The sequence below is a fragment of the Ligilactobacillus ubinensis genome (assembly GCF_024160875.1).
GTDB classification, from domain to species: domain Bacteria; phylum Bacillota; class Bacilli; order Lactobacillales; family Lactobacillaceae; genus Ligilactobacillus; species Ligilactobacillus ubinensis.
The window spans coordinates 1-24,023 of sequence record NZ_JAIULA010000016.1; the positions used below are offsets into that span (position 1 = coordinate 1).

Here is a 24,023-nt window from a genome sequence, read left to right on the forward strand (position 1 = left end):
GTTTGCTTTTCCACCCGCAAAGCAGGTGGTTTTTTGTTTCGCACGCAAGCGAGCTCAACTAGGTCTAAAGACAAAATCATAAAAAGAGGAAAAACCAGTAGATTTTTCCTCTTTTTAGCGTATAATTAGGCTATCTTTTTATTATAATAGGGTGTGAAAAATTGATTTATGTTAGAAAAGCAGTTTTAACGGATCTAGAAACAATAATGCAGATATTTGAAGAAGCCCGTATTTTATTAGCTACAGATGGTAGTACTCAATGGCAAAATGGGCAACCGAATCAAAGTACGTTCAAACAAGATATTGAAAATCAAGAATGCTATGTTTTAATAGTGTCTGGTCAGATAGCAGGAATGGCAACGCTAAAGCAAGAAGGTGATCCCAATTATCAACAAATCACCGCTGGAAAGTGGCACTCGCATAAAAGATATGTTGCTTTGCATCGAGTAGCCATTTCAAATAAATTTCGAGGGAAACACTTAACGAGCTATTTTTTCTCAAATTTATTTACTGTAATAAAAGGTTTAGGTATTAATACTGTGCGTATTGATACACATGAGTTGAATAAACGGATGCAAAAGGTAATAATAAACGTGGGATTTATATACTGCGGAATTATTTATATAGCTAGAGATCCAGATCCAAAAAGACTAGCATACGATATTGAATTGACTTAATGTCAATATTTGAGAAAAGGACAGTTTTTAAATTATGCCAGTAGTAAGCATGCTAATAGCGTTACATTGGATATTAATTGAAAACATTTAAAGTTCTATAATAGTAATTATGAAGTGATTATTATATAATACAATAACTTTTTTATAGTCACTCTTATTAGTGTTTTATGCTATAATAAGTCTGTAATATTACAATTTGAAGTAGGGGGGACTTAAATTGCTAGAAAAGATACGTTTGCGTAAGTCACTCGATCAGAAAATAGAAGTTGGCAATGTAATAAAATATAGAACTGCAACATTTGTTATTATTAATATCTTAGATATTCAAGTAGTAGACTATGAAACTAAGCAATCCATTGCCGTGTATGATTGTTTAGCACAACAGTATAATACTCCTGATTTATCGCAAGAGTATACGGTGATGCAAACAGAACTATGTTATGATTCCAATGAATTTCGCCAAGTATCAGAGGTTGGTGATTTAATATTTGATGAAGAAACAGGTATTTGGGTAACAATCAATACGATTTTAGGGGTTAGATTTTCGAATAATAAAATGTATGTTACGTATGAGTTCACACCTATTCCTGAGTGGAGTGAACAAGAAATGGAAAAACAGATGTTAAAAAAGCGTCGTTCTATAATGAAATTGATAAAATCAAAAAATAACATTAATGAGAGCACTGGAAATAAGTAACTATCCAGTGCTTTTATTATAACCATCCAGAATAAGTAGCTTATTTTACAAATTAAAATATGATTGAATTTTTTTAAAAATAGTGTTATATTACCATTAGTCAAATGTAATGTGATGAAATTACTTTTAGGAGGCGTTTATATGACAACAAATTTTATGAGCAATTATAGTTATGGCAAAGAATGTTTTAAAGAAATACCAGAGGTGATTAAGCCGTATGGTTTTAAAACGGTTGCTTTTATAGGTGGCAAACGAGCACTTGCAAGTTCAGAAGAAGCAGTAAGAAGTGTACTTACATCTTCTGATATCGAAGTTACAGGAAGTTTTGTATATGGAACTGAATCGACTCAGAGAAATATTGATCAGCTTACAGAAAAAGATGAAGTTAAAAAAGCTGATGTAATTTTTGGGTTTGGCGGTGGTAAAGCATTAGATACAGCTAAAATGGTAGCCACTCAATTAAAAAAACCAATTTTTACATTTCCAACTATCTGTTCTAATTGTTCTGCTGGAACTGCTATTGCTGTTATTTACGCGGATAATGGTGACTTTGAAAAATATGGTTTTCCAACGACCCCATTACATATCTTCATTAATAATGACGTGATTGCTAAAGCACCGAAAGAGTATTTTTGGGCTGGAGTGGGTGATGGTATAAGCAAAGCGCCAGAAGTAGCACATGCAGTTGCAGCTGCAAAAAAACGTGGTATCACGTTACCGCATACAGCTACTCTAGGAGCAGCAATAGCTGAATCTTCAGCGGAAGCATTTTATAAATATGGTCCGCAGGGTATTCAAGATGTCGAAAACAATATTGCAAGTAGTGCTGTTGAAGAAGTTGCGTTAGATATTGTGATATCTACAGGTTATGCTTCTAATTTAGTGAATCAACCAGATTTTTATTATAATTCTTGTCATGCACATGCTTTTTATAATGCGACAACAGCAATAAAACGTGAAGGAAAATTCCTACATGGACAGGTTGTTTCTTTTGGTGTCTTAGTTTTGTATGCTTTTTATGGGGAACAAGAAGAGTTAGCTAGAACTAGCAAGTTTAATAAATCAATAGGATTACCAACTACATTGGCGGAATTGAACTTAAGTGAAAAAGATATTCCAAAGATTGTTGAAATTGCAATGACAACAAATGAATATAAGAACTTGCCGTTCGAAGCAGCCGACTTTGCTGCAGCAATTCGTAAAGCAGATGAATTTGGAAAATCACTGGCATAAAAATAAATATTGATGTAAAGTATTGACAATTAGAATTTAGAGTATTATATTAATAATCAATAAATAGTTGATGAAAATAAACACATTGAAAAAGAAAAAGTAGCTGTTGCGGGAGTGTTAGCGAGCTTTGTTTGGTGAGAGAAAGCCACAAAAGCAAGGGTGAAAATCGTCTTTGAGTGCCAGGATGAAATTAAGTAATCTTTGGTGGGTACGCCCATTATCGCGTTAGTGTATCGCTTGTTTTTTAACTTGCCGTACATGAAGAGGCTGTAGTTGTGAAACTATGGCGAAAAAAAGGTGGTAACACGCAAGACGTCCTTTGATTACATTTAGTGTAATCAAAGGCTTTTTTTGTGCTTTTTGCTGAGACTAAATCTTAGATATAGAAAGAAGAAGTTAAGATGAAATTTACAGTAGTTGGTGCAGGAGCAATGGGATTGCGTTATGGCGTGTTATTACAAGAAGCAGGAAATGAAGTTGACTTTGTAGATGCTTGGCAACCGCATGTGGATAAAATGAAAGAACAAGGTGGTGTGTATGTTACACGTGATCATGAAAATGAGCATTTAGTTCCTGTTAACGTCTATTATCCAGAAGAATATACAAACCAAGATCAAGATGTTTTAGTCTTTTTCTTAAAGCAAATGCAACTAGAAGATATGTTGAAAAGATGTAAGCATTTCTTTAATGATAAGCAATATGTTTTAACATGCATGAATGGCATGGGGCATGTTGAAAAACTATTACAGTATTTCAAACCGGAAAAAATAATTGCAGGTACAGCATTAGTTGCAACTATTTTAGATGGGCCGGGTAAAGTTGATTTTGTTGGCAAACCAGGTGCTGGCTCAATGAACATGGCAAATTATACAGAAAAGCCGGATGATGTTACTTATAAATTAGTAGAGGAATTAAAAAAAGCAAACTTCAATCCAAACTTAACAACTAATTTTAAAGGTACTTTAATGGCTAAAGTCGTCTTTAATTCAGTGGTTAATACATTATGTACATTATTTGAAATTAAAATGGTTGAATATGCTTCTTATGCAGGAGCAGATGAAATGTCAATGCAACTTATTAATGAGGCATATGATGTATGTGAATTAGATGGTATCAAGATGTTAAATACACGGCAAGAAGAATTAGATTCAATTAATTACGTTAGCAAAGTGGCTAACCCGTTACACTATCCTTCGATGTATCAGGATATGAGTAAAAATCGGCCGACAGAAGTTGACTATATCAATGGCTATCTAGTTTCTCTAGGAAAAAAGCATGGCTATGAAGCTAAAACGCATGAATTTTTAGCACATTTAGTTCATTTAGCAGAGCATAATCGTCAAGCAAAAACTAAAATAAATAAGTTGAATACAAAGATGGAGAAGCGTGCAGTAAATTTTTAATGTAAGCTCAGATGAAATGTAGAAGGTTATTTTCTTAGTAACTTATTCTTTATAGGGAGGATTCCCATTATTGTTTAAGTTAGATTAGAAAAAAACCTTTTATTTTTCTTTTTTATAGGAATACATATGTTAGAATTACTAAATGTAAGTTTAATTAATAAGGAGGTTTCTTATGCCAGGAATAGGAACGATTGTAAATGTTTTTGCTGTACTTGGTGGCGGAACAGTTGGATTGCTTTTTTCACGCCTTATAAAGAAAAGTATGCAAAAAACAATTATGCAATCTTTAGGTTTAGCAACATCATTTATTGGTATTGCGGGAGCGTTACAACATATTTTTGTGATTAAAAATAATGCATTAACAGTTACTCAAACACTAACGGCAGCTATTTGTTTAGCATTAGGAGCATTTATAGGCGAGATATTTGATCTTGATGGACAGATTATGCAGTTTGGGACATGGTTGCGTAAAATTGCTAAACGTGAAGGTGATACACGTTTTGTAGATGGATTTATCATAGCAACATTAACTACTTGTATCGGTGCAATGGCTATTGTAGGAGCTCTACAGGATGGAATTAATCATGATCCATCAATGTTATTTACTAAAGCAATTTTAGATGGAACAATAATAATGCTATATGCAGCTGCATTTGGAATTGGACCACTTTTTGCTTGTATACCAATTGGTATTTTACAAGGAGGAATCACGTTGTTTTCATTTGCAATCAAACCTTTTTTAACGACTACTATGACTAATGGCTTGAGTCTGGTTGGATCAATGCTTATTTTGTGTATCGGATTAAATTTGCTATTAGATGCTAAAATAAAGGTGGCTAACATGTTACCATCTTTATTAGTGATAATAATTTATTCGGCATTTTTTTAGGGGGAATTTCAAATGGCTATTTTTTTGCAAGTGATGTTGCCAGTTTTATTAATATTTGCAAGTGGTTTTTTATTGCAAAATGCATTGAAATTAGATATTAAACCAATCTCAACTTTAGCAATGTATCTATTATTACCATTTTTAGTGTTTAAGATATTCTATCAACAAAAAATAGATATTAATTTTTTATATATTTTCATTATTGCTTTTTTAATAATGACTGTTTTACTTATTTTAGGAATTATAATGGGAAAGTTTTTAAGTTATGATACAAAGAAATTAAGTGCATTTTTATTAACAACCATTTTTTCTAATAGTGGTAATTTTGGTGTTCCAATTGCTTTATTTGCTTTTGGAACACAATCTATGAAATATGCAATGCCAATAATGATAATTCATACGATATTTATGGGAATAATTGGTATTTATATTGCGGCAAGTGGATCTGCAAAAAGTTCAACTATCAGTTATGCACTAAGCAGTGTTTTACATCAACCAATGAACTATGTGATTATTCCCGGCATTTTACTGAATCAACTAAATATTGCTGTTCCAGTAAACCTGATGAAGTGGATTAATATGATTAGTAAAACAGCTATTCCAATTATTATGCTGACGCTAGGAATGCAACTTGCTAATGTGGCTATTACAAAAATAGACTGGAAAAGTGTTGGTTTTTCCAGCTTTATAAAACTTATTATTGCACCAATAGTTGCCTATGTTATTTGCTTGTTTTTCCCAATCAGTACAATGTTGCGCAATATAATGATCATTATGACAGCAATGCCAAGTGCAGCCAATACAACGATATATGCAATTCAGTATGATGCTAATCCAGGATATGTTTCTAGCTGTACATTTGTTTCAACAATTATTAGTTTTGTCTCACTGACAATTCTTTTGAATCTTTTAGCATAGTTAGGATTAAGAATAGTAGTTAATTTCGCGATTATTTACTGGTTGTAATTCGCGATGGTTATTTGGAAAATCACTATGGAGCATATCTAAAAAGTTTTGGGAAATAGCAATTGGTTGTGTTAAAACAATCCAAGTAACATTAGATAAAAGGGGTGGTGTTGTCAAACTACCTTTATACTCAAAATAACTTAGCTTTTTGGGTAATATTTGATTAAAGATTTTAGCAGAAATCTGCGTATCTAAGACTCTCTCGAGATTATTTGAAATATTATTTTGAGAGACAACATTGCCTAGAATTGCTAAAACTAAGAGTGAGTCATTTTTAGCTTTTGCGACAAAATGCAATTCACAGTCAAATTGTTTTGTTTCTAAAAAATGTTCACTCCCATCATGGAAATGCATGCGTTCGAATAGATAGTGTTTTTTTCCAAGCTGTAATGTTCCATCTAGAAAAAATTGATCACCTGTATCTTTCAATTCTTTTTCGAGTAGGGAATCTCCAAAATTTATTTTTAATGGTTGTTTGCTCCAAGAATATTTTTTAGCTATAGTTTGTTCAAGATTAATTGGTGATTGATTTGAATCAAGTTTTTCCCATTGATTTTGTTTCGAATAATCTAGACGTTGCATGTTGTCACACTCCACTTTATTGATTGTTATTTTCTAATCATTGTTATTCTAGCATTATTCTTTAGAAAGATGAAAAATATTGCACTATCTATCTTAGGGTAGAGTAAATATTTTAGTCTTATACAATTTGTTGAGCATGATGTACAAATTTAGGAAGAGTTCTTTGAACTAATATAAATAGTGCATATCCAAGCAATCCACCTAATGTATTTTGCAGTAAATCGTTTAGGTCAAATAAACGATGTTCAAGATAGAAATACGATAAAATCAACTGTGAAGTTTCTATTGTTAATGAGGTGAAAAAGGCAAGGATAAACATCTTCTTTAAAGATGCTGCATTTTTCCAAAGTATGCAGACAAAAAAGGTTAAGGGAACTAGCATAATAATGTTTCCAATAATTGTATATTGTGATGCAGCAGTATAGATTGATTTGTACATAGCCAAGGGGTGCCATTCGATATCATCAAAATATCCAAAACCGTGTGCCGCACGAACCATACGTAAATAGGTCCAAGGTGTATATATGTTTATACTGTTTGTAAGTTGTGCAACGCACGTTATATAAAATGCAAATAATAATTTTAGGACATTGCGCTTATTGAATGTAGGATAATGCGTTTGAGACCAATAACCTAGGAGGATAATAAGCACAAAAATACCAACCATAAGTGGATAAATTGTTAGAATTGGTAAATATAACGTAGAATTTATAAGCATTAATCTCACCGACCTTTTTTATGTTTTATGAAATATAATATTACCGACTAGGTTTGAATTAATTTTTAACAATCGATGAATTCTAGTCCTTTTATTATGGATACAATGTGAAGAAGCTAAAAATTAATTTATGATAGAGAGCCATCGTTAATAAATTTTTATATTTATCAAGTAGTTATTATCATTTAAATTAGCTAAAGGGTTCAAACTTGACTTTAATTGGTTTATAATGAGATACAATTAAAAAATAATGAGTTTTAAAGTGGGGTAATGATGACATATATAAAGGATAATGGCCAAGTATTAGTGGCGGAAGATTTATCAGGAATAGGAAATTTATCGCTAACAGTTGCTATTCCTATTCTACAAGCTCAAGGAGTACCACTTGCGTTGTTACCAACTAGTGTCTTGTCGACACAAACTGAAGGATTTGGTCAAGCTGTAACATTAGAAACAAGTACCTGGATGGAAGAAAGTTTTAATCATTGGAATGCAGCAGAAATTAATTTTGCAGGTGCACTTATAGGTTATTTAGGCAGTGTCGAGGTTCAGCATAAAATATTGCAATTTCTACAAAAAAAAGCGTTGGCTTTCTGTATAATTGATCCAGTTTTTGCAGATCAAGGAGCCTTATATCCTAATATAACTGATGAGCAAATTATACATACTAAAGAATTGTTGCAATATGCTAACGTTATTACTCCAAATTTAACTGAAGCATGTTTTTTAACAGGAATGAAATTACGTGAAAATAGTGCAGACTTTCATTTTGAGCTTTTAACAAAGTTAAATCGATTAACAAAATCTGGAGGTCAAATTGTTATAACTGGAATTAGCCAGAATAATCAGCGTGGTTGCGTATGGTTAGAAAATGGACACCTTACTTATTGTATGTATCCAGAATTAACAGGTCATTTTTATGGCAGTGGTGACACATTTTCCGCTTTATTAACTGGATATTTATGGAAGAAATATTCTTTTGGCAATGCAGTAAAATGTGCAACAAAATTAACCTATCAAGCGTTACAACAAACAGAGCGTCATAAGGAACGGCCACGTAAATATGGAGTGATATTAACAAATATTTTAAGTTTATTAAGTGAGAGAAAGGAAGAGGAGTTTTATGAATGAGTTGAAATTAAACACTAAGCAAATATCTATTTTAGCAATGCTAACGGCAGCAAATGTTGTTATTGCACGTTTTTTAATTATACCTATTCCAATGACGCATGGTTATATAAATTTGTGTGATGCAGGAATAATATTAGCAGCATTTTTATTTGGGGCTAATAAGGGTGGAGTAGTAGGTGCTCTAAGTGGTTTTTTGTTGGATTTAATTTCAGGTTATCCGCAGTATATGTTTTTTTCACTAATTGTGCACGGAATAGAGGGATATATAATTGGTAGATTAAGTACTAAAAACAGCCAAGTATTAGGTAAAGTGTTCGCTATTATTACTGGTATTATTATAATGGTGATAGGATATCTTGCTACAGATAGTATTTTGTATTCAGTACAAACAGGATTAATAGGCATTGTTCCTAATATTATCCAAGGCCTTGTAGGTGGTCTTGTTGGAGGAATCTTATATATAAGACTGCGTCATTTAATTTAATAAATTAAGTCTATCAGAAATGTTGATTTCAATATTTAATGCTATCTTAAGATAGTCAAGTTACACCAAGTGCTACAATAATTTAAAGTGAAAGATTCAAATAAATCTATTGAGTAGGACTGAGGTAGTATGCAAGTTATTAGAAAATATAGTTCAATTATTATGGTAATTGTTATTTTTAGAGAAATAGCATTGCCATATTATATGGGCTTTTTTAGTGATCGGACACAGGTTTACCTGTTAAGTGATTTAGGCCAACCAAGACTTGCTATAAGTCACTCATTTGATGTGTGGGAAATTATTGACGGTATACTTTTTATACTTGCGGCACAATTTATTTATGAGTGGGGAAAAAAGTATTCGGCTAAAATAGGAATTTTTTTAACGTGCCTAGTTATCATGTATGGAATAGGAGATTGTATTATGACAGCACTTTTTGTTTATTCGGGAAGTGCTTTTTCGAATTGGCATAGTTTAATACACTCAACTGGATCGGTGATAGGCTGTGGAGCACTATACTTGGCTAATTTTATCATTATTAAATTACTCTATGATGAAGATATGTTTAAATTGGCGTACACATTTTTAGTTACACAGGTAATAAGTATTTTTGTAAGTATCATGTTGGAGTTACCAATAAGTGTTTCAGCATTAATTTCTGGAATTCTACAGTGTGTTGCACTTGATCTAATGTATATACCCATGCTGATATTAAGTATTATTACACTATCTAAAGGGTTTAACTATTGTGCAGACAACAAAAAAGGAGACTAATATTTAAATTAATCTCCTTAAACTCTTCAGTGAGCTTTTAACATGATTATGAATACAAGTATAGCACGGTAAACAAACTATGTAAACGCTATAGTTAAAATAGATCTTTTAGTTTATAATTGGGTTAGCCTTTATAGAGATATTTTAAATTAGTAAGGGAGTAAGATAATGGATCAAAAAATAGCAATTTTTAGTGATGTTCATGGGAATTTAACGGCACTTGAAGCAGTATATCAAGATGCATTACACCATGGTGTCACGGACTTTTGGTTTTTAGGGGACTTATTTTCACCGGGACCAGGCGCGGATGATTTATGGCAACTTTTTCTTGAAATGAATCCAAGTATTTGTATTCGAGGTAATTGGGAAGATTTATTAATTAATTCAGCAAATGGTGTATTATCAACTAATAAAGCAAGTAAGATATATTTTGCAAAACTCAATCAAACATTAATAAAAAGATTACCTGATAGCGTAATTACAACGATTGCGAGTTGGCCTTTACATTTCAAAAGAAAAATTGGTGTTTTTACAATTGGTTGTTCACATAATTTACCCAATTTGAATCATGGTCAAGATCTGTATCCAACCAAACCACAAGAAAATTTTGATGGCTTGTTTGTTGAAGATAAAGAAATTGATATTGCTTTATATGCACATGTACATCATCCTATTATGCGTTATGGATCTAATGAACAAATTATTATTAATCCAGGATCAGTAGGTCAACCATTTAGTCAACGTTCGGTTTATCAAGCTGATTTAAGAGCACGCTATGCTATTTTAAATTTCGATGATACAGGACTTCCGGATATTGATTTTCGAAAAGTCGCATATGATCATGAGCTTGAATATATGCGAGCAAGAAGCGTTAATTTGCCCTATCTTGATTTGTATCAAGAACAGCTTAAAACCGGACATGTGCATAGTCATGATCAAGCATTATTAGCACAGATAAATAAAAAGCGAGGCTATGAAGAAGATGTTTTAGGATATAATCAGAGGATGAAAAAAGGATTGTAATCTTGAGATGTGTAACTTTAATAGATAAGATGTAATAAATAGTTATCTAGAGAAAATAGATACGGCTGCTTATGTTTTAGTGGATGCAAAGTTAATTTATAAGGGGAACGATAGTTGAAGAATAAAATTGCAATTTTAAGTGATGTTCATGGCAATTTAACAGCATTTGAAGAGGTACTTAAAGATGCTAAAAACAAAAATGTTACTGAATATTGGTTTTTAGGCGACATATTTTCACCAGGACCGGGTGCGCAAAAATTATGGGATTTGTTGATACAACATAATCCAAGTGTGTGTATTCGTGGTAATTGGGATGATCTATTTGTTGCATGTGCCGCCGGAATAGTACCTACGGATGATCCAACGCTAGTTTATATTTCGAAATTGATGCAATCAGTTTGCAAACATCTCAATAATTGCGAAGACGTTACTAAAATAATTAAAAATTGGCCGTTGCAAAAAATAGTTAAGCGAAATGGTCTTAATATTGGAATTGTCCATAATCTTCCAGAAATGAATTATGGACAGCGATTGTATCCAACAGTTGAACAAAAAAATTTTGATGAACTGTTTAACGAGTTCAAAGAAGGAAGACAACTTGATATCGTAATATATGCGCATACGCATCATCCTTTGCTGCGTTATAGTTCTGAAGAACAATTAGTGATAAATCCAGGTTCAATCGGGCAACCATTTAGTAATTGGAAGAAGTTGCAAACTGATTTGCGAGCTCAATATATAATTTTAGAGATAGACAGTCATGGAATAGCAAACGTAGAGTTTCAAAAGGTTTCTTATGATTATAAAAAAGAAGCAGCATATGCTAAGGCCTTAGATTTACCGTATCTAGAATTATACAGCGCTCAACTTGAGACAGGAGAGGCGCATACACACGATCAAAAACTTTTACATCAATTAAATTTAGATAGAGGTTATCTAAATGATGTTATTAGATATAATGCTAACCAGAGAAAAAAGTTTAGTTAAGCTAACATCTGTGATATACTTTACTAATAATAAACAATCGGATATAAGCTTTTGAGGAAAATAACTCTCAAGAGCTTGTTTTATTGTGTGGGGAGTTTTGTATATATGAATGAGTCAGTATCAGTAAGAACAAAGTTGTCAATTATCGCAGTTGCAATGTTAACATTTACAGGTATTCTAATTGAAACATCACTTAATGTAACTTTTCCAACTTTAATGAGAATCTTTGGTAAATCACTTAGTACGGTTCAATTGTTAACAACGGGCTATTTATTGATGGTTTCTTTGGTTATGGGATCAACCGCTTTTTTATTAAAAAGATTTAAAGCTAAGAAACTATTCATGACAGCAATTAGTTTAGCCTTATTGGGATTAGCATTGTGTTTTATTGCAACTAACTTCTGGATTTTGATGTTGGGAAGATTGTTACAAGCTACTTCAACTGGAATTGCAACACCATTAATGTTTTCTGTTATTTTTAACAAGGTACCAGAAAAAAGGTGGGGAACATATTCAGGAATTGCTGCGATGTTAATTTCTATTGCGCCAGCAATAGGCCCATCGTATGGTGGGATAATGAATCACTATTTTTCATGGAGAATGATTTTTGCGTTTGTTTTCATGATATTACTCATAGCGTTAATGATAGGTATCATTAATTTTGAAGATAATAGTATTTCTAAAAATGAAAAATTTGATACATTTAGTTTTGTTTTATTGATTATTTTTTTAATTGCTTTTGAATTTAGTATTCAACAGTTAGGCTATAATCTGTTGATAGCATTATTTTTAGCATTGCTAGGTATAGTGTTCTTAATTGTTTTTATTAAGAGATCATTGAGAAAAAAACAACCATTACTCGATTTAAGAATTTTAAAAAATAAGTATTTAAGCTTACGATTAGGTAATTATGTTATATTACAGTTTGTTAACATAGCATCATCATTTATTATTCCAATATTTGCAGAAACCTTTTTACATGTAAATTCACTAGTTGCCGGTTTAGTTCTTTTGCCAGCATCACTATTAGGTGCATGTGTAGCACCATTTGCTGGTAAATGGTACGATGATGTTGGACCAAATTATCCGATATTAGTAGGAAATACATTGATGACACTTGGAATTGCAGTTTTTGTAATTCTTACAGATAAACTAACTGTACCATTGATAATCGTTTTTTATGTACTAGTTAATCTAGGGTTTAATATGACTTTTGGTAATGTAATGACTGATGCAGGAAAAGTAGTCTTAAGGAATCAAAAAGCAGATCAGAATTCACTTTTTAGTATGAGTCAACAATATGCAGGTTCAATTGGGACAGCAGTCATGGCATCAGTTATAACGATTGTGGGAAATGAAAGTACTTCCTCATATGAAGCAATTAAACTCGGTGGTCATTTGGGTTTTGTAATTTTATTAATCTTAGCGGTAATAGGATTAATTTGTGCATTAATTTTACGTAAGAAAAATTGATTTATGTAATGAAACGAATAAAATTTGTCGGTAATAATTGAAATAGGCAAATTTTATTTTATATCCAACTTTATATAATGTATATTATGTAAACTAGAACTAAACAGCAAAATGTCAAGAGCAAATTTTAATCTAAACACCCTCTTATTTTTATACATATCTTAAAAGCTTTATAAAACAGCGTTTTATAGACTGAAAAAAGTAAAAATGAATTTGAAAAAAGAAAAATAAAAATAAAAAAGGGTACAAAAATTTTAAAAAAAAATAATCGCTAAAAACTATAATCAGCAAAAATAATTCAATTTGCTCATTAAACTTTGACGATTATTATTTTTTTCATGTAAAAGTTGTTATAAATTTATAAATCAATTCTAGTAAGATTTGCTTTAAATCAGTCTTTATTAACGTTTTTAGAACGTCTTAATTTCTTTTTATAGCCAAAGACACAATCAATTTCATGCATTTTCTTTCTAAATATAGCTCTTGGTGTTTTATAATTCAAAACAGCCTTTGGTCGATTATTAATCTTATGTAAAACACGTCGAATATCACCATTAGTAACATATTCAAAATGTGTTCTTTTAGGAAAATATTCACGCAACATACGATTAGCATTCTCATTAGAACCACGTTCCTCAGGACTATATGGATGCGCAAAATAAGCCATTATTCCATATTCTTCTTGAACCTTATTAATCACAAAATGGTTAGCAAACTCAAAACCATTGTCAAATGTAAATGATTGAACAATATGCTTTGCACGTTTACCAAATAAACCCATAAATTGATCTAAAACTTTACATACAGCTTTTCCAGATTGCGATTCAGCCTTCAAAATTATATAATAACGTGTTTTACGCTCACAAAATGTTACAAAAACTTGCTTATAACCTTTTCTTGGTAAAACACAATCAACTTCCCAGTGACCAAAAATTTTTCGTTTATCAACACCAATCGGGCGTTCTTCAATTGAATGCTTAAGTGGGCGAACTATCTGTTTTTCTGTTTGGTTTACTCTTTCTTGCTCAGCTTTTAATCTAGCCGCCCTCTTTTTTTTAACATTTATTTCAGTCATACGTTGCGACCTTCCACGACGATACTTATGTCGATAGCGCAAGTCATCACCAGAAACATTAGGAATCATACCACGATAAATCCAATTATAAATTGTATTACGACTCAACTTTAATTCTTTATGGGTCTCAGCAATCATTTGTGGCGACCATTTATCATCTAAAATTAGTTTTGCGATAATTCGTGCTTTTTTCTTTGAATATTTCTTCTTAGTTCCAATTCGATTTTTTCTCAAACTGGCATACTGTTGAGCTTCCTCAGCATTATAATGATAAGCACGCCATTTACGGGGCATTAACTTATAATCTGAAAAGCGCTGACTCCGACGGAGCTCATTATTAATCGTCATAACCGAACGATGTAATTTTCGAGCAATCTCAGCTTGATTATGAATCCTCTCCATATTCCATAAATAATCAATTTGACCACGTTCGAATGGTGTTAAATGGTAAGACTGTTTTCTTTGCATATTACCCCTTCTTTCCATTATTATCCCTCTCACTAACTAAATTATATAACTTATCTGATATATTTAATTTTCATTTAAATTAATTCCTTTATTTTTATCATTAAAACAAAATAATTATGAAACACTTTCGTAAAATTGTAATGTTATTAGGGAAAAGACAAAAACCAGTTGAACAAAAAAACGTTCAACTAAACCACAAGTAAAAAATTGCTTGTCTTAAAAACGTAGACAAACAATTCTTTGCTTGAGGTGTAATTAAATTCTAGCCAAAATCAATTTTATCCAGCATATGTTCTCTACTTACTTGATCTAATCCAAGATACTTTAAAGTCATAGCTTCACTAGAATGATTTAATAAATGCATGACTAAACCAATATTATAATTGGATTGCATATAAACCCGATAAGCCCCTGTTTTACGCATTGTATGAGTACCTAAGTAATTAATACCTAATAAATCACCAACACGTGCCATAACCTTATAAAACTGCTTTTCAGTAATATGACGATTGGATCTTTTAGTTGAGGGAAAAAGCCACTCCGATTGTAGCCTACTATCAAGTAACCATTGACGATATTCTAACAAATCATGTTCAACTGGCTTTAAATATAAAGTATTTTGTTTATTAGTCTTTTTATCACGAATATAAGCATTATGTTTAATCGAACCATCAAGATTATAAACATCTTGATATTTTAAACGCATAACATCACTTACACGTAAAAGCGTAGCTTTGCCAATCTGAAAAATTGTATAGTTGCGCTTACCAGCCTTAAAATCTTCCAATAAGCATTTTTGAACTTGTTGCAGGACATTTGAATCTTTGATTGGTAATACAATTTGTTTCATAACTTTAACTCCTTTATTAAAATTAAGTATAAACACAAAAAATCGCTCCTTTTTAGGGGCGATTAATCAAATATATTAAAATAAAAACGCTAATGATAAAACCTAAGGTATATAAACACTGGCAATAAAAGAATTTATAAGGTCTATTTAATCATTATAGTCCCTAATATAAGGACAAAGCTTATTTGAAAGCTTTTCCTCAAACACACCATACATTTTAGCCTGTGCTACTATATTATTCTCTGTTATAAGGTCTAATTTGGACAGTTCTAATGAGCATCTCTATAAGTAGATCACGAGACACGAAAGGGCCATTAGAGTATACCCTAATGGCCCTAAGATCTCTCAAACAATCTGCTCAAACTGTATTTCACTTACAGACTTATAATATTCACAAAATAATTATTTTTTGTATCTACATTTATAAATTTATTTTATCAGTTCAGCCTCTATTTTTTCTATTAAATCTAAATATACAACTGCAAGTACTTCCAGATCTTTTCTATTCTGCTCTTCTAGTAACTTTTCAAGTTTAGTAGACTGTAACCCTAATTTCATTTTCTTTAAATATTCTTTCCCAAATTCCGATTTTAAAAAAGACCTAAAGTAAAATACTGTAATCTTTATACTTTCCTCAAATTCTTTTTGATACTCATCCATATATTGCCCAATATCTCCATTATCATCTGTACCTGTTAACCTAGATACATTTCCGAATTTTAAAGGCTTAGCCAAAATTGAATATGCCAACTCTTCATCTTCAACTTTAGGTATGTAGTAATTATGTAATAAGTTATACGATCGCCCTAAGCATATTGGATCAGCTTTTTTAAAAATAACATTTACCAACCGTTGTAATTTAATTGAATTTTCAGAGTTTGCTGCTATATTATTAACTTTCTTAAAAAAAGCTTTGAGCAAATATGCTTGAGGTTTTTCCTTTTCTTGGCTTCGTAAATCATCACTGACAATTATCCATTCTGTATTATTAAAAAGATCATAGTCTTCAAGCTCATTATTTCTTAAGTAAAAAAGCTCAATTATTTGATCCGGAATAAAATTCATAAACGTCTTTAGCTTTCCATCTTTAAGTCGGGACTTAATTTTTTTAAGTTCCTCTAATAAAATATAAACTCCATATTCATCTTGTGCAGTTATTTTCATAGCTTCAATTACAATATTTTTCCAGAGTCTAGTTAATTTATACTTTTGATTATTTTGACTATTTTCCAAAAAATTATTAATAGCACATTCCCAAAATTGATTACTTTCACGATAAGTTGACAAAAATACATCTAAATTTTCTAATAATATGCTAGCAAATCTTGCTTGAATTGAAATGTCTTCAGAATTCAAGCTATCGTAATTTTCTTCGTATTCGTTAAAAGAAAAAATTGTATTTTGTCCCCGACTACTGCCAAAATCATCATTTAGTTGTTCGAATACGTTTTCCCAAATTTTTATCTTTTCTTGCGGTTTTAATTTTTTATTAGTTAAAATATTTTTGCGCCACTTAAATCTTACACCTTCAAAGCTTTCGGCCCAATCCGATAACCATTTAACAGAAAGATATAATGTTCTACAAATCAAATAAAAGCTTAAAAAATAAAAAATAATGAAAATAAACTCTAAGGTGTGTATTCTCCATAAAAGTAAAATTATAGAGATGATAAAAATAGATACAACCAATGATTTGAAATGGATTACTTTATTAAGAATAACAGCACGATCCCAATGATTGCTGCCACCTTCCAAAAGCATAATAACAAGAGGTAATAGTAGGGCTAACAAAAGTCCAATTATTGATGCAAGTATATCAATTGAAAAGAAATTTACCACATAATCATTGGCGTATCTAAGCTTTTGCAATATTAAAATTGTTATTTTGGAGTTTATTACCCCTAGTTGCATTTTGATGCACCCTTTCTTTTGACATAATTATAAATTCAACTCTATTGCATCGTAGTTCTCACCCATATTTTTCCCGCTTTTTAAGCTATACCCTAGTTGTAGAACTAATACATACTTACTTTATCATGTTCAACTGATTTAATAATTATTGATTCTTTGAAACTTTCTTTAATTTTATCACCAGTTTCTTTTCTTGTATATAATTTTTAAGGTGTTGACTTTATCCGGAAATGTTTGTAAGAACTTGCTCTTATTATTTAGCAAGTAGTAGGTAAACCAATCATTAGCTTGATTACCATTAGGATATTTGAAACTAATACTAATTAGGTGCTCGTTTTCTGCTAGATCATCATAAATAACAATTTTAGTATTTTGCTTGGTCAACTTCTTTTGACCAGGAACAGCAACTTTATTTTCGTAGTTAAGTACTTGATTAATTTCATAATCATATTTGGTTTCGTGTTTGTAATATGCAAAACCTAGAATTCCTAAAAGTATGATTGCCAATAGCGCCATTATTGTTATTTTTTTGTTCTGCAATATTTTCATTTTTGGCCTCCTAAAATGTTGATATTTCAGTAATCTTTTCTTGTTTTGTATCATAAGTAAACAGATATTTAATGTTATTTGTTGTTTGATTACCAGAACTAGTTGTTTTGACTGTTCCAATAAAAATACCTTTAATTTCGTTAGCTGTTGATTCTTGTTCGAAATAAATATTAGATTCTGTTAGCTGTGATGTTGCATTTAACTGCTTTAATTGTTTGACAGCAGTTGTTTGATTATCAACTGATTGACCACCACCGAGATATGTTAAAACATCATCAGTGGCATATTTTGCAGCAATTTGTTGTTTCTCTAACCAGCTATCTGCATTCCAATTATTTAGGGTTCTAAACAACTTCACTGCTACTTGTTCTGCTTTTTTATCAGGATTATTTTTACTAGTAGTTGTTGAAGAAGAACTGTTTTCAAAAGTAACTTGTTGAGTTGTTAGTCTCTTATTTTCAGCTTTTAATTTCGCTATCTGTGCTGTTTGCTTTAAGTCTTTGCTACTTAGTTTTTGATTAGTAGTATTAAGTTTATAAAAAGCACTTAATGCGAGTATTCCGATTATGATCAAAATTATTTTATTTCTATTCACCCTATTCACCTCATTTATACTTATCTGGCAATAAGCTTGCTCTAATTTGACCATATGAAACTTTACTCCAGTTACCATATGCTGGAGTATTTGCCTGCCAAACGTTTGTTTTTTTAATTCCCGAATTTTCCTCATCAATCATCTGACCATTTCCGATATAGATCCCAACATGACTATACCCTGAACCAGCACCGTCATTGACTGAACTGTAAAAGAAAACTAGATCGCCAGCTTTAGCATCTTCTTTCTTTACTTCATCAACATCTTGTGACCATTGCGTTTGTGACGTCCGAGTCAGTGTAATTCCGATTTTATTAAACGCCCAGTAAGTGAAACCTGAACAGTCAGTTGCGCCATGCACTGCTTTAGCGGTTGCTGAATTATCAAGGTTCGAAGGATTACCACCCAGCAAATAGTTATCAGGAGCTTTGTTCGCCCATTTATTAGCCCAAGCTGATAAGTCAGTCCACCATTTATCAGTTGGTCCTGAAACACTAAGTGTTTCACCAGCATTTTTGTCACAGGTTTGATTTGTTTCAGTTATTGTGACGGTATTTGAATTAGAATTATCTCCAGTTGAGTCTTTAAATTTGTTGTACCAATACTGCGCATTATTCGCTCTAACAGCATTATTCGCTTCATTTTTACCAGCTCGTTCAAAACGTAGTTCCCATTCAATGGCAGCGATTGACGGATCAGTTGAGTTTTTAGCGTAATCACCTAAACTAGATTTTTCAGCTCCATTGGTTTCTTCATAAAGAAACATAACCTGAGCTTGAATACTATCAGGTTCTTTACTATGTTCAGTCGCAAAACTTTTTTCGTTAGTTAAACGATTACCTAGCCATTGAGCGATTCCATGTGCGCCAGAACTTGAATTAGTCGAAGTGGGATTGATATTTGATTCTTGTTGTAAGTTACCTAAAACACCAGCTACCGCAGGTTTAGACCACCCTTGATTAATTAGATAGTTCCATATAATTTGAGCATTCTGTTCAGTATCTTTAGATACTTGATTACCCGAAATACCTAAGTTGTTTGCACAGTCTAAATCCATGACATTATTTTTTTCATTACCACCCAAAATCATAAAAACAGTAATAATTAGAATAACTAGCAAAAAAATCGGGATCACTAAGATCCCGACTAACCTTAACTTCATTTACTCACCTCATTTTTTATGACGTAAAATTCATCTATTCTCTCATTGACTCAATTTTTTCTCGTATTTCATCTGGCTTAATTTTAGTTTCTTCAAGCTTTTTCTTTGCTTGATATTGTGCTTCATTTAAACCTGTAAGCTGTTGTTTAGTTCTAGCATTAATCATTAACTTACGTTCCTGTTTAATATCTTTTGATTTAGTTGGTTCAGGGAATTTACCGTCCTTACCTTTTTCAAAACGATCATCAATTTGAACAATTCGTTTTTGGTGAACTTCCTTTTTGATATTTGGCTTAGTTTCTTTTGGCTTAGTAATCTGTTCAACATTAGGATTAGGTTGTTCTGAAACAGTTGATTTTTGTTTTCTTCTTTGAGCCAGTTTCTTAATAAAAGTAGTTGGTTGCACATTTTCTTGTGGTGTCCGTTTAGTTTGATCAATCTTTTCTTTTGCTTCGGAAACATCGGCAGATGTTTCACTGCTAGAAGTACCACGATTAAAGAAATTTGTAACTGTATTTCCAGAATTTCTAACAAAATGATTAGCACTCTCCAGTCGATCATTAGCTTGATGAACACTTTCAACAAGCTTCTCTTTTTGATTATTGACTGTTCGCATGACCTCTTTAGATGAACTAATTCGCCCACCAGAAAAACATTTAATTAGATAACTGCGGTTTTTCCAACCGAAAAACATAATTAGCCACAGCACTAAAGCATTAACAAAATATCCAGCATAAGAACTTGGTGGAATGATAATATCGACAATTTCTTGACAGATATTGATTGCGAGAATTCCAAGCACTAAACAAGCTTTCGAGAAAAATAACATAATAACGTCCATTAAACCTTTAAATAAACTACCAGAATATTTTGGAATTAGACTTAATAAAGCCATAACAGGTAATATTAACGATAGGACTAAGGCGAAAATCTGCACACATAAATTTAAAAAACCAATCGCAAATAATGGAATCCCATAGCTGATTGACACCAACGGTGACATTAATGCAATTAAAATTTTATAGTACATGTAACTTTCTTTAAGGTACTTGTTGTTACTAGCGCTAACTTTTTCGCTAATTGAATCCGTATCCTTATCATAATCAGCTGAAAGAAACTCATACGGATTTTCATTCGCCTTTTGAACATCAGCGATACTTGTCTTACCATAATTCATTAAATAATAAGGTCGTTCAATAGATTTTTCAAAGAAACTTTTACGAACAATGCTAGTAGAATCAGCATTTTTGACAGCTTGCGAATTGTCTAAACTCATTAATGAACTTTGTGCAGTTGTCGAAATTGAATTAAACGTCTGTAACATGTAACTAGAATTTTTAAACCAAACAGCAGAGAAACCAACAATTACAATTGTTAAGAACATTCTTTTTAAGCCATCACGTTCATTTTTAAAAGAAAAGATGTAAAAGGCACTTAGTATTGAGATTACAAACAACACAATTCCAAACTTACCAAACAAACTATCCCATAGTTGACCGGAAAGACTAGAAATTTTGTCAATTAAAGTATTAATACTGTTGTTGACTGAGGTCGCACCAAACATCATCTGCAAAGAAAAATCGAAGATTTTGAACATAAACCGATTGATTTCCCAGAAAAAACCAGTTAAAGCTGTAATAGCCTTTAAACCAACATCAGTAAAGCTAGCTGGTTCCATATAAGGATTAAAAGAGTCTAGCGTAGAAAGAATTTGATCCATATCATATCCAGCTAAAATGTCTTTAACTGACGAACTAGAATCAGCTAATACTGTTATTTTATAAATTAAAAGACTAACTAACGCAGTAGCGCCAACTAGTCCAAATGCTTTAAATTTATTTTTCAAGCAATCACCTCCTGAACTTTTTGAATGTTTTATTAGCGATACATTTCTTCACTCTTAGATGAAGCTGATTTATTGATTGTCTTAAAGGAACTTGTCATTTCATCAAAAAGTGAATGAACTGCAATTTTTCCAACTCGACCGTAAATATCACGAAATAAACATTGCCCTTTAATCATATTTGATAACCAGTGAAGATTTTCTTCATTCACTGGTAACTGAACATGGTTTAGAATCGCTTCACGTTCGCTAGGTTCATCAAACGCAAAGAGTACACCAAATTGACCATGATCTTCTTGGTCGGAAATATCCGCCACCGATTGGGTGGCGTACAACAACATGTTATTTTGTGAACGTCCGACACGTTTCATAGATTTGAGAATTTTCTTACCACTTTTAGCTACGTTGAAAATCCAAGCTTCATCAAATATTTCAGCAGTGTAAGAATTATTGTCATTTGAACCAAATTTTTCACAGAATTTACCAAGTGGAATCATTAAAGCAACTGATTTCTTTTCTAAGTCAGAATAATTATCTGGATTATCGCCTTCCTTTGGTAATTCAAGTCCTGAAACTTCTAAAATATTAATCCGATCCGCTAAATTAACACCATCATTTGAGCCGTCAGAAAAGCCTAATTGAAGAACTGAATCAGTGACCATTTCATAAAGTAGATTGCCAGCACCTTTAATTTCTGAATCATCAGAATCTTTCAGAATTTCAATTACATTTAACATACCAACTTTTTCACCTAACTCTCGTTTTCCAATTACGGTCTTGATTGCTCTTAAAATTGCTGTCTTTGCCATATCTTTATCTTTAGTTGAATAAATTTGATCAATCATAGCTTCGGCAGTATCTTTAGCGTCTGAACCTTTAAAAAAAACAATTGGATCAAGCACACCCCAATTGTTTGAATCGGTAGCGTCTAAAGTCACGTAATGAAAGCTTTTTAAATGATTAACGAATAGCGGATATTTCTGTTGCATTTCTTTATTTTCAATCACTTTGCTAAACCAGTTACGAATTTCCTTTTTAGGATCAATATACAAAAGCTTCGCTTTCATAAACGACATATAGATAAACAGCAATTTGACTAGAAATGATTTTCCTTTGCCAGTTTCACCAGTGACCGCAATATGCGGGCTGTCAGTTTTCGCACCTTTAATACCTTTATTAGCGATCGTTGGATTGAACAAAACAATTTTACGACTCGCATAAATAGATTGTTCAAGTGATTGACTTTCAGCTAAATCATCAACACGTCCAATATACCAGCCAACATTATTACCTAAACGGTTACTTACTGCAAATAAATTTTCTGCAAAGCCCTCACTATTGGTAACCTGTAACCAGTTTTTATTGCCCTCTAGTGAATTACCCTGAAGCAAACGATAAAACAGCGGTAGCTGGTCAGCATTAGGACGATAAGCGTCAATATCTCTTAAACCAAGACGATTGATTAAACGATCAGCACGAGCTTTAACTTCTTCTTTTGTATTTCCTGAAATAACAAAGCAAGCTAACCATTTCAAAATGGATTTACCTGCTTCAATATCATTTTGGAGTTCATCTAAAAGAATTTGATTAGTTAAATTGCGTTGACTATCACGCTCGCCAGTTTGGTGTGCTTCTTGAGTGGTACTCTTGAATCTTCTACGAAGTCTAGAAAGTTTAGAGTTTAGACCATTTAAACCGTCAACTTCTTGATATTGAGCTTTTATTTGCAGTTCTACTGGAAATTTCATGTTTTGCGCTATTTCAAATAAATGAGAAAAGCTGATATTATCAGGTAAAGCCCCCACTGGAATAAAAGCTACATATGAAGTGCCTTGATCATTTTCCAGTTTTAAGAACCCTTTCTCGCTTGGATCAAGAATTGTATCAGTTAGTTTATAGAAATCATGTTCTTTGCTTTCTTTCAGCACGTCGTGCTGAATATTCCTAATAAAGTTATAGCGAATCAAATATGCCAATTCATTTTCTTCTAATGGAGTTCCTTTAATCGTAGTAATAGTTGAAGTTAGTTCAGTTAGTTCATTAGAAAACTGTTCGAAATAAGTTTCGTCAATTGTAGTTTCATACCCCAACGCTGAAAAAGTTTTTTGTAGGAATTGATTATAGCCAGTTGAAATAGCAGTTTTGATTGACTCAGCATATTGAAATGACTTCAATTTAATTCCAAGAATAAATTCTTCGTTGGTAATAGTTCCAAGTTCATATTCAAGTTGCTTTACGGTTTCATTAGCATAATATTTAGCAATCGGCAAAGCTTCATCTGCAAAATCTTTACCTAATTGTTTAAAACGTTCAGTCAAGTTCATATCTTTTGGTAACATTTGTAAATGTAGTTCGCTGTATTTAGAAAGTGTACCGTAGACAAAAGCCATCATGCGTTTATTCAACTCTTTTTTGTCTAGATCGTTAGTAGCTATACTTTCGGGTTTAATTTTGTAGTAAGCCCAAATATCGCCTGATTTAGTCAAAAGTAGATTGTCTTTCATTAATTTAAAAGGTGTTTGTAATTCCATTT

At 31.9% G+C, this 24,023-nt stretch carries 22 protein-coding genes and 1 other annotated feature; of the genes, 12 read left to right on the top strand and 10 right to left on the bottom strand.

Annotation, left to right across the window (positions count from 1 at the left end; translation table 11 throughout):
- The first annotated feature begins 161 nt into the window (after positions 1 to 161).
- The 6 genes from LB941_RS08210 (at position 162) to LB941_RS08235 (ending at position 5,817) form a co-directional block, all read left to right on the top strand.
- Positions 162 to 677 carry a GNAT family N-acetyltransferase gene (locus LB941_RS08210; RefSeq protein WP_253361081.1) on the top strand — a complete coding sequence of 172 codons (516 nt, stop codon included), beginning with the start codon at positions 162 to 164 and terminating at the stop codon, positions 675 to 677.
- A gap of 217 nt (positions 678 to 894) precedes the next feature.
- Positions 895 to 1,374: a hypothetical protein gene (locus tag LB941_RS08215; protein WP_253361082.1), complete on the top strand. Its 480-nt coding sequence runs from the start codon at positions 895 to 897 to the stop codon at positions 1,372 to 1,374.
- Between the two features lie 141 nt (positions 1,375 to 1,515).
- The gene (locus tag LB941_RS08220) at positions 1,516 to 2,607 is read left to right on the top strand and encodes an iron-containing alcohol dehydrogenase family protein (protein ID WP_253361083.1); all 1,092 of its coding nucleotides are present in this window, start codon (positions 1,516 to 1,518) and stop codon (positions 2,605 to 2,607) included.
- Between the two features lie 76 nt (positions 2,608 to 2,683).
- Positions 2,684 to 2,930, top strand: a binding site (T-box leader).
- A 78-nt stretch (positions 2,931 to 3,008) separates the two neighbouring features.
- Entirely contained in the window at positions 3,009 to 4,010 is a 1,002-nt protein-coding gene (locus LB941_RS08225; RefSeq protein ID WP_253361084.1) for a ketopantoate reductase family protein, read from the top strand.
- Positions 4,011 to 4,182: 172 nt separating this feature from the next.
- A complete protein-coding gene (locus LB941_RS08230; RefSeq protein WP_253361085.1) occupies positions 4,183 to 4,899 on the top strand; it encodes a DUF554 domain-containing protein in 717 nt (238 codons plus the stop codon).
- 12 nt (positions 4,900 to 4,911) lie between these two features.
- On the top strand, positions 4,912 to 5,817 hold the full coding sequence (locus LB941_RS08235; RefSeq protein ID WP_253361086.1) for an AEC family transporter: 906 nt from the start codon (positions 4,912 to 4,914) through the stop codon (positions 5,815 to 5,817).
- A 6-nt stretch (positions 5,818 to 5,823) separates the two neighbouring features.
- Here LB941_RS08235 and LB941_RS08240 read toward each other — a convergent pair whose 3' ends face one another.
- Positions 5,824 to 6,447 carry a carbonic anhydrase family protein gene (locus tag LB941_RS08240; RefSeq protein WP_253361088.1) on the bottom strand — a complete coding sequence of 208 codons (624 nt, stop codon included), beginning with the start codon at positions 6,445 to 6,447 and terminating at the stop codon, positions 5,824 to 5,826.
- Positions 6,448 to 6,565: 118 nt separating this feature from the next.
- Positions 6,566 to 7,165: a VanZ family protein gene (locus LB941_RS08245; RefSeq protein WP_253361090.1), complete on the bottom strand. Its 600-nt coding sequence runs from the start codon at positions 7,163 to 7,165 to the stop codon at positions 6,566 to 6,568.
- Positions 7,166 to 7,438: 273 nt separating this feature from the next.
- Between LB941_RS08245 and LB941_RS08250 the strand changes: the two genes are divergently transcribed.
- From LB941_RS08250 to LB941_RS08275, 6 genes are all read left to right on the top strand, one after another.
- Entirely contained in the window at positions 7,439 to 8,296 is an 858-nt protein-coding gene (locus LB941_RS08250) for a PfkB family carbohydrate kinase (RefSeq protein ID WP_253361092.1), read from the top strand.
- Complete coding sequence (locus tag LB941_RS08255; RefSeq protein WP_253361093.1) at positions 8,289 to 8,780, top strand: ECF transporter S component; 492 nt, start codon at positions 8,289 to 8,291, stop codon at positions 8,778 to 8,780. Before LB941_RS08250 ends, LB941_RS08255 begins: the two co-directional genes overlap by 8 nt.
- A gap of 129 nt (positions 8,781 to 8,909) precedes the next feature.
- Positions 8,910 to 9,554 (top strand): DUF998 domain-containing protein, encoded by a 645-nt coding sequence (locus LB941_RS08260; RefSeq protein WP_253361094.1) that lies wholly within the window; start codon positions 8,910 to 8,912, stop codon positions 9,552 to 9,554.
- Positions 9,555 to 9,722: 168 nt separating this feature from the next.
- Positions 9,723 to 10,577, top strand: a complete 855-nt coding sequence (locus tag LB941_RS08265) for a metallophosphoesterase family protein (protein WP_253361095.1) — start codon at positions 9,723 to 9,725, stop codon at positions 10,575 to 10,577.
- Positions 10,578 to 10,691: 114 nt separating this feature from the next.
- Positions 10,692 to 11,564: a metallophosphoesterase family protein gene (locus LB941_RS08270; RefSeq protein WP_253361096.1), complete on the top strand. Its 873-nt coding sequence runs from the start codon at positions 10,692 to 10,694 to the stop codon at positions 11,562 to 11,564.
- Positions 11,565 to 11,669: 105 nt separating this feature from the next.
- Positions 11,670 to 13,037: an MFS transporter gene (locus tag LB941_RS08275; protein WP_253361097.1), complete on the top strand. Its 1,368-nt coding sequence runs from the start codon at positions 11,670 to 11,672 to the stop codon at positions 13,035 to 13,037.
- Positions 13,038 to 13,428: 391 nt separating this feature from the next.
- Here LB941_RS08275 and LB941_RS08280 read toward each other — a convergent pair whose 3' ends face one another.
- From LB941_RS08280 to LB941_RS08315, 8 genes are all read right to left on the bottom strand, one after another.
- Positions 13,429 to 14,580 carry an IS30 family transposase gene (locus LB941_RS08280; RefSeq protein ID WP_425270530.1) on the bottom strand — a complete coding sequence of 384 codons (1,152 nt, stop codon included), beginning with the start codon at positions 14,578 to 14,580 and terminating at the stop codon, positions 13,429 to 13,431.
- 262 nt (positions 14,581 to 14,842) lie between these two features.
- Positions 14,843 to 15,430, bottom strand: coding sequence for a site-specific integrase (locus tag LB941_RS08285; protein WP_253361099.1), 588 nt, complete (start codon positions 15,428 to 15,430; stop codon positions 14,843 to 14,845).
- A 429-nt stretch (positions 15,431 to 15,859) separates the two neighbouring features.
- On the bottom strand, positions 15,860 to 17,341 hold the full coding sequence (locus LB941_RS08290) for a hypothetical protein (protein ID WP_253361101.1): 1,482 nt from the start codon (positions 17,339 to 17,341) through the stop codon (positions 15,860 to 15,862).
- A gap of 177 nt (positions 17,342 to 17,518) precedes the next feature.
- Positions 17,519 to 17,890, bottom strand: coding sequence for a hypothetical protein (locus tag LB941_RS08295; protein ID WP_253361102.1), 372 nt, complete (start codon positions 17,888 to 17,890; stop codon positions 17,519 to 17,521).
- Between the two features lie 10 nt (positions 17,891 to 17,900).
- A complete protein-coding gene (locus LB941_RS08300) occupies positions 17,901 to 18,485 on the bottom strand; it encodes a hypothetical protein (RefSeq protein WP_253361103.1) in 585 nt (194 codons plus the stop codon).
- Between the two features lie 10 nt (positions 18,486 to 18,495).
- The gene (locus tag LB941_RS08305; protein ID WP_253361104.1) at positions 18,496 to 19,647 is read right to left on the bottom strand and encodes a phage tail tip lysozyme; all 1,152 of its coding nucleotides are present in this window, start codon (positions 19,645 to 19,647) and stop codon (positions 18,496 to 18,498) included.
- Positions 19,648 to 19,681: 34 nt separating this feature from the next.
- A complete protein-coding gene (locus LB941_RS08310; protein WP_253361105.1) occupies positions 19,682 to 21,493 on the bottom strand; it encodes a CD3337/EF1877 family mobilome membrane protein in 1,812 nt (603 codons plus the stop codon).
- A gap of 32 nt (positions 21,494 to 21,525) precedes the next feature.
- The gene (locus LB941_RS08315; protein WP_253361106.1) at positions 21,526 to 24,021 is read right to left on the bottom strand and encodes an ATP-binding protein; all 2,496 of its coding nucleotides are present in this window, start codon (positions 24,019 to 24,021) and stop codon (positions 21,526 to 21,528) included.
- Between the last annotated feature and the right edge of the window lie 2 nt (positions 24,022 to 24,023).